9 protein-coding genes are annotated in these 15,087 nt (G+C 45.8%); 2 read left to right on the plus strand and 7 right to left on the minus strand.

The window, feature by feature from the left end:
- The first annotated feature begins 26 nt into the window (after positions 1-26).
- Together CTER_RS17590 and CTER_RS17595 are read left to right on the plus strand one after the other, a co-directional pair.
- On the plus strand, positions 27-281 hold the full coding sequence (locus tag CTER_RS17590) for a hypothetical protein (RefSeq protein WP_004627684.1): 255 nt from the start codon (positions 27-29) through the stop codon (positions 279-281).
- Positions 282-504: 223 nt separating this feature from the next.
- Complete coding sequence (locus CTER_RS17595) at positions 505-1,806, plus strand: S1C family serine protease (RefSeq protein ID WP_004627519.1); 1,302 nt, start codon at positions 505-507, stop codon at positions 1,804-1,806.
- A 120-nt stretch (positions 1,807-1,926) separates the two neighbouring features.
- Here the strand turns inward: CTER_RS17595 and CTER_RS17600 are convergent, their stop codons facing one another.
- From CTER_RS17600 to CTER_RS17625, 7 genes are all read right to left on the minus strand, one after another.
- Entirely contained in the window at positions 1,927-7,617 is a 5,691-nt protein-coding gene (locus CTER_RS17600) for a tail fiber domain-containing protein (protein WP_004627674.1), read from the minus strand.
- Positions 7,618-7,669: 52 nt separating this feature from the next.
- Positions 7,670-7,846 (minus strand): hypothetical protein, encoded by a 177-nt coding sequence (locus CTER_RS28365; protein ID WP_004627643.1) that lies wholly within the window; start codon positions 7,844-7,846, stop codon positions 7,670-7,672.
- A 78-nt stretch (positions 7,847-7,924) separates the two neighbouring features.
- A complete protein-coding gene (locus tag CTER_RS17605; protein ID WP_004627667.1) occupies positions 7,925-10,621 on the minus strand; it encodes a tail fiber domain-containing protein in 2,697 nt (898 codons plus the stop codon).
- 57 nt (positions 10,622-10,678) lie between these two features.
- On the minus strand, positions 10,679-10,858 hold the full coding sequence (locus tag CTER_RS17610; protein WP_004627542.1) for a hypothetical protein: 180 nt from the start codon (positions 10,856-10,858) through the stop codon (positions 10,679-10,681).
- 19 nt (positions 10,859-10,877) lie between these two features.
- Complete coding sequence (locus CTER_RS17615; RefSeq protein WP_004627685.1) at positions 10,878-13,427, minus strand: tail fiber domain-containing protein; 2,550 nt, start codon at positions 13,425-13,427, stop codon at positions 10,878-10,880.
- Positions 13,428-13,472: 45 nt separating this feature from the next.
- Entirely contained in the window at positions 13,473-14,216 is a 744-nt protein-coding gene (locus CTER_RS17620) for a phage tail protein (protein ID WP_004627551.1), read from the minus strand.
- The gene (locus CTER_RS17625; protein ID WP_004627573.1) at positions 14,213-15,085 is read right to left on the minus strand and encodes a baseplate J/gp47 family protein; all 873 of its coding nucleotides are present in this window, start codon (positions 15,083-15,085) and stop codon (positions 14,213-14,215) included. Before CTER_RS17625 ends, CTER_RS17620 begins: the two co-directional genes overlap by 4 nt.
- Positions 15,086-15,087: the final 2 nt, after the last annotated feature.

The following is a 15,087-nucleotide window of genomic DNA, read 5'->3' on the forward strand; positions in this document are numbered from 1 at the left end:
TTTAATATTAATCGCCAGGTGAATTTATGATAATTCAGTGTGAAAGGAAGGAATTTATTCTGCAGGACGATCTGATAGCCATAACCCGCGATGATAAGTTTATCGGCTACGGCAAGGTTATCGCAGTACTTGAAGAGCACGTGCTTGTTGATGTTGATGCAAATGCCAGTAAATCATTATTTGAAATTTTCAGTGAAGAAATACCTTGTGATTTCACTTTTGTCAATGAGAAATATTGTCCTGAAACCGGTGAATTGAAGAAAGATACAGAGGGCAGGTGATACATTACCTGCTCTATTTATTTTGCCGGAAAAATACCATTGCTCGCTTCCTTTGCCATTCGTTAACAATTTGTTCTAAATTTTATAACAAATTATTAATTAATTCTTCGTAAAATATACATAATTAATAGCTATCATATAAGCATAAGGTAATTCACAAAAAAACATATGCTTTATTATTAAATACTTATAAGCGTCCAACAGACGCGGAAGGGAGTCGGTTATGAATAATAATTTTAACAATGATGACTGGAACAGCCAAAGTCAATATAACTTTAATTATGATAATCAGGGATATTACAAGGAAATAGTGGTTCAGCCCAGAAAAAAACGGGGCGGCAGATTTATTACTTATCTTTCGCTGGTTCTGGTAACCTCACTGGTAACCAGCTTTGCAGTGGGCGGTGTTATGTATTCGAATTTCTCCCGGCAGCTGGACAGCCAGGTAAACTCTCTAAAACAGGCTGCTGTCACCCAAACCTCGAGTGATGGAGGTTCATCGCCTACAAAGCTCTCCACAGCAACTGACAATGTAAAGGCCACAAATTTGTTCAGCACAGGCACAGGTGAACTGACCGTAGCACAGATAGCAAAAAAAGTCGGACCGTCAATAGTGGGGATTAAAATGTCGGTTCCAAACACCAGGCAATCACCTTTCTACAGCAGCAGGTCCTCAACCTCCGACTCTGAAGGTTCAGGAATTATTTTTACAGAGGACGGCTATATAATAACAAACTATCATGTGGTACAATACGCCGATCCCAAGAACGGCGCTGCCAATACCGCACTGACCGTTTATCTGCCGGATAAAAGGGAAGCAAAGGCCAAATTTATCGGCGGTGACAGTGAAAATGATCTTGCGGTTATAAAAATTGACCTGACAAATCTTCCTGCCGCAGAGCTGGGTGATTCGTCAGAGGTCGAAGTTGGAGATCCGGCAGTTGCCATAGGCAATCCGCTGGGTATGGAATTTGCCGGTTCAGTCACCTATGGAGTAATAAGTGCCCTGAACAGGCAGCTGAAAACAGGAGATAACAGCTTGACCCTTATTCAGACTGATGCAGCTATAAATCCGGGCAACAGCGGTGGTGCCCTTGTAAATAAAAAAGGACAGGTAATCGGAATAAATTCAGCAAAAATTTCAGTTGAAGGCATTGAAGGACTGGGCTTTGCAATCCCTATGAACACTGCGAAACCCATAGTTGATCAGTTAAAGACCTATGGATATGTAAAAGGAAAGCCATTGATCGGAATATCCGCCCAGGAGGTCACAGCCGAAATCTCCAGAATGTATGATCTTCCCGTCGGAGTTTATATCTCCGAAGTCACACAGGGAGGAGCTGCCGAAGCTGCCGGTATACAAAAAGGGGATGTCCTTGTAAAACTTGACGTTTCAAAGATAGAATCCATGGCCGACCTGGATGCCGTCAAAAAAAACCATAAAGCCGGTGATACTGTGAGTGCCGTAGTTTCAAGAGACGGTAAGGAAGTTACCTTGAGTATAACCTTCAGTGAAGACAAATAAGAAATTATCCAAAATTCGTATAAACCCCATATCGTGGTTGGTTTTACCCCTATTAAATTCACAAGGAGGCCCGTGATAAAAATCACGGGCCTCTTTGTTTCCATTCAATGAAGTGATATATCAGGCACCTGTTAATTCGGCAACCTGCTTTTGCAACGTATTCAGTTGTTTCTTCACGGCGGTCATTTCGGTCTGCTGTTTTTTAACTACCGAGGTCAGCACCGCTACTATATCCATTATTGAAATAGCCTGGGAGTCCGAAGTTGTAAATATTCCCGGCACATCTTCGGCAATAAACCCGATGTTATGTTTCTTCAGATAGTTATTCTTGTAGTCGAAAGTAACCGGATTCAGCTTTTTCAGCAATTCCAGAGCTGTTTTTACAGGCAGCTCCTCGATATTCTCCTTGTAAACCGCCGAAGAAGTCTGGGCAACACCTGCTGCTGTGATATTACTTGCCTGTATAACACCTTCGATATCCAGTTTTATTCCATCATCCGGGGTCTTGCCGATACCTACATCTCCTGTCGGAGTTATCCTGATGGCTTCACTCCCGTTATCGGAATAGAGAACCGGGTGTTTATGTCCTACAAACTCCACAGGCCTCATATCGCCGGCTTCCCCTGCCATCCATATCTTACCGGTGCTGTCCCAGCTGATTTTACCTTTTATGGTATCAGCAGTTTCAATTCCGCTGCTCAGTGTAAGAATACCTGTTATGTCGGCTGCGGCGGCTTTCAGCTTGCCGTTGTTTACCGTCAGGTTGGTTGCAGTCAGGCTTGTCGCTGTAATAGTTGCTGCTGTGGCAGTTCCCGTACTAAGACTTCCTGCCGAGAGAGCTCCGCTTATATCTGCGCTGGCTGCCGTCACTTTTCCGCTTATACCTGCATCTCCGGTCACATCCAGCTTTTTAAGGGGGTTGGTGTTGCCGATTCCCATATTTCCGCCCTTAACTGTCATAACACCGGTAATGCTGGTAATTTCAGGGTGGGTATGCCCTTCAAGGGAAATGCTGTTCATGTCCCCGTCTATGCCGGCCCTCCATTTCTTATCTGTTTCGCTCCAGAGGATCTGCGCTTTCTTTTCGTTGCCTGCACGGGTCAATTCAATACCGCTGTTGACATTGAGCGCTCCGCTGACATTGACATTTCCCGCATTCACTGTAGCTGCCCCGAGAATACCCGAGATAGCCGCTTCGGCTCCGGAAATTTTACCGGTTGTGTAGAATTCTGCTGCTGAGGTTTTACCGTTAGCATTAAATTCTCCTGACGTTATTTTGCCGGTAGTATAGAATTCTCCAGCCGTTACCTTCGCACTGATTTTAGCATTTCCGTCCACCTCCAGCTTTTCAGAGGGAGAAGCCGTACCGATCCCGATCTTGCTGTCCTTTACAGTCATAACTTCCGTTATGGCAGTGAGCTCGTCATGCTGATGGTCCTTGAAGCCCAATGTCTTCATATCAGTTGCAGTTCCGGCCTGCCAGACATCATCCCTCTCATTCCAAATGAGCAGTGCGCTGGGTGCTGTTCCGCCTCTGAAGGCTTCTATTCCGGCATCCTTATCTGCCGGATCTTCCTGTGGAGCATATTTGTTTATTGTTATAATATTGTCTTCCACATCAAGATTGGTGGCATTGACTGTAACGACCTCACCGTTTACAGTAAGATTTCCGCCGACTGTCAGATTTTTTGTTATCATTCCGTCAACGGACTTCATAACACCGCTGATATCGGCATTGGCACCCTTTAAAGTTGCCTCCGCGGTTATTGAACCCGAGGCTGCTATCCCTACGGCCTTTATGTTCCCGTTGACATCAAGTTTTGCATCTGCCGCTGATTTTCCTATCGCAACATTTCCGCTGCCATCAACACTCACTGCAGCCGAACTTCCCGAATACAAGCTGTTATGAGTATGTCCTGCCAGTGATATGTTCTTGAGACTGTTCTCCAAACCTGCCTGCCAGGTATCGCTGTCTTCATTCCAGTATAATTTTGCGATCTCTTCACCCGGAGCTCTGTACACTTCGTAGCATTCCTTTGCCGTGACCTTTCCTCCGAATACAGCGCTGCCGGATGTTTCCACAGTATTTTTAACGGTTATTTTACCATTAATGATTGTATCCCCCGATACATCCAATCTTGCCTTTGGATCCTGAGTGCCTATGGAAACATTCCCATACTGGTCCGACTTGACAGAAACTGTTTGATTGTCCTTGGCATAAAGATTATTTTGTGTACGGGAATCACCGGATGATATCTCCTTCAGATCATTGCCCACACCGTAATACCAGCCCTGTGTATTCTCATCCCATACAATTCTGGCCGGATCGCGCTTTAATACCTCAGTATTCCTGTCTACTTCTATCCCCTTTTTAGGGGAAAGATCGTCCATTTTAAGGGAAAAATCGCCCATAACCTGGAGACTTCCGGTAATTTCAGCACTTCCGGCCGTTAAAATCCCGGTAACGTTGGAATCACCTGTAACCTCCATATTACCGTTTACAATTGCATTCCCTGAAACATCAAGTCTCTCTTTGGGCGCCTGGTTTCCAATACCGACTTTACCGGTGCTGTCGGCGCATATAAAACCTTCCTGACCGACTCCTATAATCCATTGATTTGTATCTGTGATCCATTTGATAACGGGGTCGGGTTCTTCTCCCCTGTCGATCTGTATACCGTCTTTAACCCTAAGGCTGCCATTTATATATGCACTTCCCGCATTTATCTCATCGTCAATGATTGCCGAAGCGGAATGTATACTCCCATCCTGGCTTATCCTTAAGAGCTTCGGACTGTTGGCCATACCGATCTTCCAGTTGCCGTTGGTTTCATCCCAGGCCAGTATGGCGCTGTTTTCAGTAACCCCCCTGTAAACTGAAATGGTACTGTCAACCTTTTTCAGCTCCCCTGTATCAAACCTGTTCAGAATAAGGGAATTGCCGATTATTTCTATGTTTGAACTGCTTATCCGGGTCAGGCCGCCTTTAACCTCCAGATTTCCAAGTACAGCCAGATCCTGACCTACTGTGAGGTCGTGGGCAACATCTATATTTCCGGAAACCCGTGTACTTAAGGCAAGTATATCTCCTTTTTCATTATAGATCTGGCCGTGGCTGTGCAGGGAGTCTGCATTCTTCTTTGCTGTGAGCTTTTCCCATGCCTTTCCCGAGGGAACTTCCCTCAAATCTTCTCCCAGGCCCATTTTCCAGATTTCCGCAGCTTCATCCCAGATCATCCTTGCTTTTGGCTTTGCTTCACCGCGGAATATTTCTATGCCGCTCTCATTCAGCGGAGGATTTTCTCCGGTAAACTTGTTCAGAATCAATGTATTGCCGTCAACTTCACTGTCTATCTTTCTAATTATATTGTCCACCGAACTCAGGTTTCCCAATACTTCAAGGTCTCCTGCTATGGTCATCGGACCGCTGACAGCCAGTGTTCCGGTAACTTTTGTATTCTTGTTTATACTGATGTCACCGCTGGAATTTACATTTATCACAGGGGTACCTTTTTTGTCACTTACTACGCTGTGGGTATGGAGCGTATCGGCTGAAGACATTTTGGTGAGTGTATCCCATTTATCCCCATATGGCAAATCCTTCATATTGTCCCCGGTGCCGATCTTCCACTTTTTCTCTGCCTCATTCCAGACAAATTTAGCATTGGGGTCGGATCCCCGGTATACCTCCAGTCCTCCCTCATTACTTATGGGCTGACTTCTTCCGGTGTATTTGTTTACTACAATTACATTGTCATCAACTTCAATTGTTTTTACGTTCTTAACGGTCTTGGTCCCGTCAACCTGAAGATCCCCTTTTACTACAATCGAACCCTCAAGGGAGACATCACCCTTTATTGAAGCATTGCTCCCGACGGAAATATCGCCGGTTACAGTCAGATCACTGCCTATTTTGGTGTTTCCGTCACTGCCTATGTAAACTACCGCAGCATCCTCTTCGTCTACAAGGCTCCCGTGCCTGTGCAGCTGATCGGCATTTTGACCGTGCGTCAGATATTCCAGTTCAATGCCGCTGGGTATGACCGTCATGCTGCTGCCTGTACCAATCTTCCAGCTGTCGCTGCCTTCGTCCCATATAAGTCTTGCATTTGGCAATTCGTCTCCGCGGTATACCTCCAAACCGCCTTCAAAAAAAGGTGTCTGATTGTCGTCAGGCTTGTTTACCAGTATGACATTTTTTGTTACAATCTGTTCAATCTCCTGGTATTGCTTTCCCTTTAAAGCAATCAGGTCTCCTTCTACAATGAGATTCTTTGCCACTGAGAGATCGGAATAGACTTTCACATCCCCTGTGGGAGTCGCACCCATTACCAGTGTTCTGTCACTGTTATAAAATTCACTGTGATTGTGAAGCATGTCTGCATTTGTTCCTGTGGTCAGGTCCTGCCAGGACTGTCCGTAGGGAATGTTGTACATGTCGGCTCCAAGTCCTATCTGCCAGTGCTTGTCAGTTTCATTCCACACCAGCCTGGCATTGTCCTTCTCACTGGGGACTTCAATACCGCTCTTTGCTACCACACTTCCGTTGACTATAACTTTATTCTTAATATTTACATTTCCACTGTCGTCTGCAGTCAGGACGGGATTATCATCCGGGTCGCTGATGGTACCATGTTTGTGGAGGGTGTCGGCATTTGAGCCGTCATGCATCTTATCCCAATCAGGGCCATAAGCCAGATCATATATTCCGCTTTCCGCTTCATTTCCGCCGGCATCTGTCCCCGCTCTCCAGGTCCCCTTGTTCTCATCCCACAAAAGCTTTGCATTTGGTATGGTCCCGCCCCTGAATACCTCCACCCCGCTGCTCTGCATCCTGGGTTCAGTTTCATCCTGGTTGGGAGTATACTTGTTAACAGTTAGCATATTTCCGGTCATAACAACATTTGTTGTATTTAATGTTGTATTCTCTCCGTTCACACTCAAACCCCCGGCAGCTGAGAGGGTTCCTGTTACGGCTGCATTTTTTGCAATTTTAACCGCTCCACTGGAATCAACCTTAAAAACTTCACTGTTGTTTGCATTAACCGTCAAAACGCCGTTAACGCTGGCATTACCGTTTGTTTTCAACTCACCGCTGATAACCTTTCCGGAAAACTTGGTATAGGGTGAACGTACTTCAAGGCCGTCATTCTGCCCCAGTGTCCGATCAATTAATCCACCTATGCTGGGCAGGTTCAGTTTGTCCTTTTCACCTATGTATATTTTGGCAAATTCCTGTGCCGTACCCTGAGTAACGGCATATTTACGGGCCTGGGTTATACCGTCGGATTCTTTTTCGGACACTTCGCCTATTACCTTTCCGCCCGAACTGGAAGGAATCAGTCTTACTCTGGCCAAAACGATTTCCCTGCTGGGATCTACAGGCGGCTTGCTGCTGTGTTTTATCCTGCCGCGCTCCCATATGTGTATTTCCTTGTCTCCGCCCTTTTTACTGTCTTTGTCGGCATCAGCCTCTTCATATACTGCCGTAATATATATATCTGTATTTACATCATACTCCGATAAATCAACAGGGTTGTCAGGATGGCCGTCACAAATCCAGATTTCCTGGCTGAACTTCTCATTTGTATCATCCTTTGCTATTCTATTGAGCGCAAGCCCCTGTGATACAGTGACCTTGGGGTAGCCGCCCACCGGGTTGACGGCCAGTCCGTCTACAACTCCCCAGTCGTGAAAAAATCTGTTATGAAGACGCTGAAGTTTCATGTGGTATTCCTGCTCAAGAGCAAGGTCCTCTTCTTTCAGCAACAAACCGTTAAAATACTTCATACGCTTGATTTGGTTTGACATTTTTCGTTCCTCCGAATTCTCAAATTTATGAAACCCGCACCTTGCGTTTCAGCTAATTACTTACCTCCTCTTTAGGCATCAGGTCCTCCAAAGCCTGTATCGCTCCGCTTATTCTCAAAAGTGTCTGTGTCAGATTGGTGCGTTTCACATCCAGTTCCTCCAGAACCTTTTTTCCGTTTTCAAATTCGTTTTTCAATTCCTTTAGACGTTCCTCAAGCTGTTCTTTCATTTTCAACTCCTCCAATTCGTAATAGATTTAATAATTTATTTTTCCTTTGGGATTTTAAATTTATTGGAATTACAAGGTTCATTTAAGAGCCTTAAGGGCTGCAACCTTTTTCTTTAACTTGTTCAGAATCTTCTCCTGCTCTTTGACTTCACTTACCAAAACAGCAAGGATTTCAACAGGACTTACGGCTTTTTTATCACTGGCCGCAAACACCTCAGGTACTTCTTCTGCAATGAAGCCCATGGTGGTTCTTCTGGAATCACCCTTGAAGTTAAACTCAACCGGTTCAAGACTATTAAGTGCGGACTGTGCCGAGCTCTTTGACAATTCCTTAATATTCTCCTTGTATTCCTTTGTGGAGGTATAGTACAGATTGCCGTCCACATATGTACCTCCGCTTGCATACAGACGCAGTCTGTCTCCGCCCGTTCCATAATAGGTATAGCTGATAGTCCTGTAGTAACCGCAGGGATTTTTCACCCAGCTGTATGGACAGGTACTCACAAATTCAGTTGATGTATATGACTGCAGATTGGAATCATTTGCTATGCCTATTTCAAGGGTCATATTATGCCCGCCTCCACGGAGCGCATCCGAATAATACCTTATCCAGGCAGCATCTCCACTGCCTCCGTATGGGTCTCTCGGCCACATTAAACCCTTGACGTCACAGTTTCCCACCCCGGGTATGATAGCACCCTTCGCTACAAGATTCCCTGTAACTTTAAGAGAGCCGTTGACGTCCAGCCGGTCCCAAACCGATACTTTTCTTTCCTGCCCGGCCGACCTGTTTCCCACTATCATCAGAGTTTTATAGGTGCCGGTATCATTGGATATTTCAGCATTTTTTGAAGACAATTCCGTGAAACCGCTCCAGACCGATGTAAATCGCAGAGGATTGGAATTGCTCATTATGCGTGTATAACCATATGAGTCCAGGCTGTCATTAGGCGCCGTAGTTCCTATTCCGGTCCCGCCTGCCGACATTATGGAAATATTATCATCTGCGTCGTTGGAAACACCGATTTCCAGGGTGCAGGCTTCTCCCGATCTGGGATAATACTTGATCCAGGCCGAATCTCCCGAACCTCCTCCGGGGTCATTCGGAAATACAATACCGTTGTTGCTTCCTGATCCTGCTGTTACATTCAGAGCCTGTGAGAGCTGCATGCTTCCGTTAACATAAAGGAGTCCTGCCACATCCAGCCTGTCCCATATGGCAACCTTCCTGCCCTGTCCGGCCGATTGATTGCCAACTATCATCAGCGCCTTATGGTATGTGGTATCGTTGCATATTTCGGCCTGATTTGTTGTAAGATCAGGGAAAGCCGTCCATTCTGAAGTGAATCTTACTGGGTTTGACTTACTCAACAGTCTGACGCTTCCTGCCACGTCCAGCATATCGGCACCAGGATTGACTGTGCCTATGCCAACGTTTTTATTTGAATTCCATGACAGGACCGCCTTTTGCCCATTTTCCGCCGTACCCAGCAGACCTCCCTTAAAGCCTGATAATGCAGGTCCCTCAACTTCCATGCCTGAATATGTTCTTCCCTTGCCGTACCATGCCAGCGCCTCAATGGAATTACCGGGAGAAATCAATATTTTTTGCGGAATTGATAAACCGGCTTTGCTGGATACGGCTCCCGAACTTTCCACCTCCAGAACCGCTCCCTTTGATGAAAACAGCCTGCTGTGGCCGTGTTTATCGGCAAAGGATTTATTTATCATTTTATCCCAATCGGCTCCATGGGCTATAGGACTCAGGTCGAGACCTGTTCCGGCCAGCCACCGCTCTTCCTCGTCAGACCATACTATCCTGGCATCCGGCTCGTCTGCGCTTCCCCCGCGGAAAACCTCGAGACCTCCGTCTCTCTTAGTCCATAACTCAGGTTTATCCACGTTTATACTGTTAACCTGCAGGATGTTTTCCTCTGTTTCAAATTCCGGTGTGGGTTTGCCGTCCTTTTTGGAAACCAGCTGTCCCTGAAACCATAAATCCTTGTCTATTTCAACTTCTCCGCTGAAATTTACCATTTTTGAAACCATATCCAGCTGTTTTTCGCTTGAGGTAACCTGTTCCGCTGCATTTACAAAAGGCACACCGTCTATCTTGTCACCAAATTTGAATATAAACTTTTTAAGTTCAAGCACACGTGCATAGGGTCCTGCATACACCCGCAGGGGCGTGCCGTCGGTATCGGTATCAAAAATACATGTACTGTCTATAATCACTTCATCATATACGATACTTGAACCATCACTGTTTTCAGTTTCTTTCCGTACAATTTTGGGTACCACCCTTGCCAGCAGGACATTTTTTTTGATGTCGGCCGGCTTTGTGCTGCTATGACTGAGCTGCCCCCGTTCCCATATATGGATCTCCTCACCCTGACCTTTTTCATTATCCCTGTCGGCTCCTGTTTCGCAGTAGCTGACGGATATATATATATTGTCACCTGCATCATATTCGGAAAGATCAAGGGGATTGTCCGGGTGCCCCTCATATATCAGTATTTGCCTGCTTGTACTCTCTTTGACGTCGGCCCCGCTTTTCTCATCAACTAAATCCAGTGCAGCTCCCTCTGTAACAAGTACCTCCATGCTGCTGTCGATTACCGGCCTGACTTCAAGACCGCATATTATTCCCCAGGTGTGAAGATAGCGGTTATGGAATCCCTGAAGCCTTCGTATATAATCTTTATCCTGGCCATAGTCTTCTGCTTTTAAAAGGAGTCCGTCAAAGTAGTTCATTCTTTTTAATTCTTTTCCCATTTGCCTCTTCCTCCGGATACTCATAATACTGCAAAATACTCTGCATAAAGCCATTTATCAGGAAGCAGAGGCCTCTTCTTTGTGCACCATCTCCTCAAGCACCTGTATTGCTCCGTTTATACGAAGCAGTGTGTATGTAATATTGGAACGTTGATTTTCCAATTCTTCCATCACCTTTTGTCCAGCCTCCAGCTCAGCTTTCAGTTCATTGATTCTCAACTCGATTTGTTCTTTCATCCGTAAGTCCTCCTTTTTATTAGTTTCTCTGGGCAGCTATCTGTTCCAGATCCTGCTGCAGTTTGGTTATAGCCTTCCTTTGATCCTTTACCACACTTGTGAGAACAGCGATGATTTCCATGGGGCTGATGGCCTTCTGATCTTTGGCAGCCACTGCATTTGGCATTTCCTCAGCAATAAAGCCCAATGTTGTCTTTTCGTGATCCCCCTTGAAATTGAAGCTCACAGGATTCATTCCCTCAAGAATTTCCTTGGCTTTTTTTGTTTGAAGGTTTGAAATATTTTCCTTCAGATTGCGGGAGGAACTGTAATAGAAATAACCATCCACATAAACTCCTCCGCTGGCATAGAGCCTTATACGGTCTCCTCCGCCATAGTATCCGCCTGTCCCGGGATCATTTGAAATTCCTATTTCAAGGGTCATGTTCTCTCCGCCGCCGCGGCTGGTATCCGAATAATATTTGATCCAGGCCGCATCCCCGTTGCCTCCGTAATAGTCCTTGGGGAAGGTTATTCCGTTATTATCCCCTTTTCCGACACTGGGGATGATTGCACATATGGACTGGACATCGCCATTGACCAGGAGATTGCCGTTAACGTCCAATTTGTCCCATATTGATACCTTTCTGGTTCCGCTTGATCTGTTGCCCACAATCATCAGAGATTTGTAATTTGAGGTATCATTGCTTATTTCTGCCTGATTTGCCGCCTGATCCGGAAATCCGCTCCAGGAAGAGGTGAAACGCAGCGGATTGGACCCGCTCAGGACCCTCATCCAACCGTTTACATCCAATTTATCCCCCGGATTCAGGGTGCCGATACCCACATTTCCCGATGGCATCAGAGCAATATTGTCGTTTGCATCATTGGAAATACCTATTTCAAGAGTGCAGGCTTCACCGCTCCTGGCATAATATTTCAACCATGCGGTATCACCCGAGCCTCCTCCGGGGTCACTTGGGAATATAATACCGTTTTTGCCGTTTCCTGCACTGGGAGTCAGCACCTGTGACAGCTGCATGTTCCCGTTCACATATAAAAAGCCGTTTACATCCAGCCTGTCCCATATGGCTACTTTTCTGGTCTGTCCGGCCGACTGGTTTCCTGCTATTATCAAAGCCTTATGATAATTTGTATCATTGCTTATCTCGGCACAGTTTTTATTATTGTCAGGCAGCCCCGACCACATGGATGTGAACCTCAGAGGGTTGGACTGGCTCAATATCCGCACACTTCCGGTGACTTCAAGTTTGTCATCCGTGGGACTTTGAGTGTCTATGCCCACGTTTCCCTGACTGTTCCAGGATATTACGGGCTTTTGCCCGCCATCAGAGGTTCCCAGTATTCCGCCCTTCAAACCATACAGAACCGGGCCGTCCACATTTATCCCGGCAAACAGTTTGTCGCTGCCGAACCAGCCCAGGCCGTGAGCCGTGTTATCAGAGGCTCTCAGCAAGATGTTCTTATCGTTAAGGCAGAGATTCCCTTTGACTGACAGGTTCCCGGAATTGTCCGATTCCAGCGCATTTCCTCCCTCATAGCTCAGTACCGAATGCCTGTGGAGGTCATCTGCCATATCATTTTTTATCAGCCTTTCCCATATGGGTCCGTAGGCTATATCCCAGATATTGTCACCATACCCGATCTTCCAGTGTTTTTCGGATTCCGACCACACCAGCCTTGCATCAGGGTAATCGGTGGAATCACCTCTGTAGACCTCCAGTCCGCCGTCCTGTCTTGTCCATTCGCCCTCGGAGGGTTTGCTGTTAACCTGGACAAAGCAATTTGAAACCAGAAGTTCATTTTCCTTGGCATCATCATTTTGCAGCTTTCCGTTGACTATGAGATCACCCATAACATTGACCGAACCGGTAAAATTTGCCTTTGGAGCGTTAACCTCAAGCCCTATGCCTGCGCTGCCCCTGTCCAGGGCTTTAATAGATGGCATTCCGGCTATATCCTCACTCAATTTGAATATTATTTTCTCTATAGCCAGTACACTGCCGGCAGGACCGGCGTATCTTCTCAGCGGAGTGCCGTCTGACTCCGAATCAAATATACAGTCCTTGCCCAGGTATTTTTTATTGTCAATCCATTGCATGCATACTCTGGCCAGAATCACATTTGCCATCTGATCATCTGGCTTGGCTTTACCAACCTTGATACGTCCCCGTTCCGATATGTGTATTTCCTTACCCTTGCCTTTTTCCAGATCATCCTTGTCCAAATACTCTTCTTCGTAACTTACATAAATATACAAATCTTCTCCCGAGCTATAATCTGATAAGTCTATAGCCCTGTCGGGGTGATTGTCCGTTATATAAATATACTGGCTGGTACTTTCACCATTTGCCGTCACCGTCTGATTTATGGCGATTCCTTCCTTGACGGTCACTTGTAAATACTTCACCGACGGTTCAACCTCAAGACCGGCTACAATACCCCAGGTATGCAGATACCGGTTATGCAGCTGCTGAAGCCTCATCTGATATTCCTGATCAAGCTTGTAGTCTTCTGCTTCCAGCAGGAGTCCGTCAAAATAGCGCATTCTTTTTAATTCTTTACCCATTGCCACTTCCTCCGGATATTCATAATTATTTAACCTACCGATTGCCTAATCTTCTATCATACCTCCAACAAGAGTATCTCTTCCGACTTTTGAGTAAATTCCTATTCTCATTGAAGGTATTTCCACATTAAGCTTGTAATTTGCATAAAAAGGTTTTTCACTTTCTATGACCCTGCGCATCAAAGCCACCTTATTGTTCAGCATACTCCTGCTGTGGGCCGGAATTATTGCATTCACTGAAAAGAAGCAGGGTGATGAACTGCCAACCATGGTATTCCGCCCGATCTCTCTGGAGTTCCCTATTCTGGAGGTTTCCTGAAATTCATCAATTGATATGGTGGTTTCATCTCCTGCGTATAGCTGGAGGTATTCCAGCAGGCCATTGCAGGTTCCGCGCTTCTTATACAGCTGAACAATGGCACTTATCATATCCCTGTTTATGGTTGAACGTGTCTGTTCCAGAGGAAGAAGCTGGGTGGGCAGGGAGTCTTTCTGCTCCTTGTCCTCTGTCCCGTAAAATTCCGCCGCATCCTCCAGCTCAAGAGCCACCCATTCTGCAAGCCATTGCAGGAACTGCGGAGGAGCCAGGGCCGGATCAAGATATTTGTCGAACCTGTCCACCAATTCCTCTATACCAAAAGTTTCCTGTCTTTCTGTTCCTCCAGCCAGAATTTGTTCAAAAGCTTTTAAAAACCGGCCAAGAAAATAAGTGTCATCGGTCTGGGTATTTCCCTTCTGAAATATTCTGGGAAGGTATTGGGTATATTTGCTGTACTCCTCATAACTCATGCTTCCACCTCGATATTTAATTCTTTTAATTTAATGAGCTGGTGAGGTTTGAGAGCCGGAGCCTCCAGTTCTATCTGCTTCACATGATCAATCCCCGGAATCCGCTCCACAAGATAATATAAGTCGGATTTATAGAGGTTTCGTCCAAGAGGCCAGCCTTTCTTTCCTTCACCGCCCTGTATGGGGTCTATATGCTCTTCTATGACACTTCGGATGGTATCGGCCAGTTTTTTATCCCTGGCGGCTACCAGCATGTTTATTTTGATGTCCTGATAATCGGGATCCACCACATGAACACGGTTTGTAAGAACCTTTCTTTCCGAAAGGTACTGCTTTACATACTGCTTGATATTATATGTCTCCTTCATCAAATCAGACTGATTCTGAGTAGACACGATGAGAATTACCGAAACATGTCCGAATTGTTCGGTATCCTCGGACTTTTTGTTTTCCATATCCCTGTTGGCAAGACATATGGTCCTTGCGGATATATCGGGAAAATTCTCCTTAATATCCGGTTTCTCCATTAATGCCCTGTATGCCAGCATTTCATAATCCTCAACAGTAACCGCTCTGGTGCATTCTGAAAGCTGCTGTACACCGCGCCGGATTCCCGAGGCCAGTTCCTCACCTTCGGCAAGCTGTATTCCAAGCAGATTGAGGAAGCGCAGATAGTTTTTTTCCGGGATCTGATCGATACGGTAGATAATCATTTCACATAACCATGCAAACAATTCAACCAGTGTTATACCGGGATCAGAGGGGTTGTGATTTGTCCATTCGGAAGTATATACCGGGATCAGGGATTTCGCTTCCTTCACCAGTTCTTCAAAAGTGATGTCGTCCAGGTTTTGTAATGGCAGCGACATTT

The sequence above is a fragment of the Ruminiclostridium cellobioparum subsp. termitidis CT1112 genome (assembly GCF_000350485.1).
GTDB lineage: Bacteria > Bacillota > Clostridia > Acetivibrionales > DSM-1351 > Ruminiclostridium > Ruminiclostridium termitidis.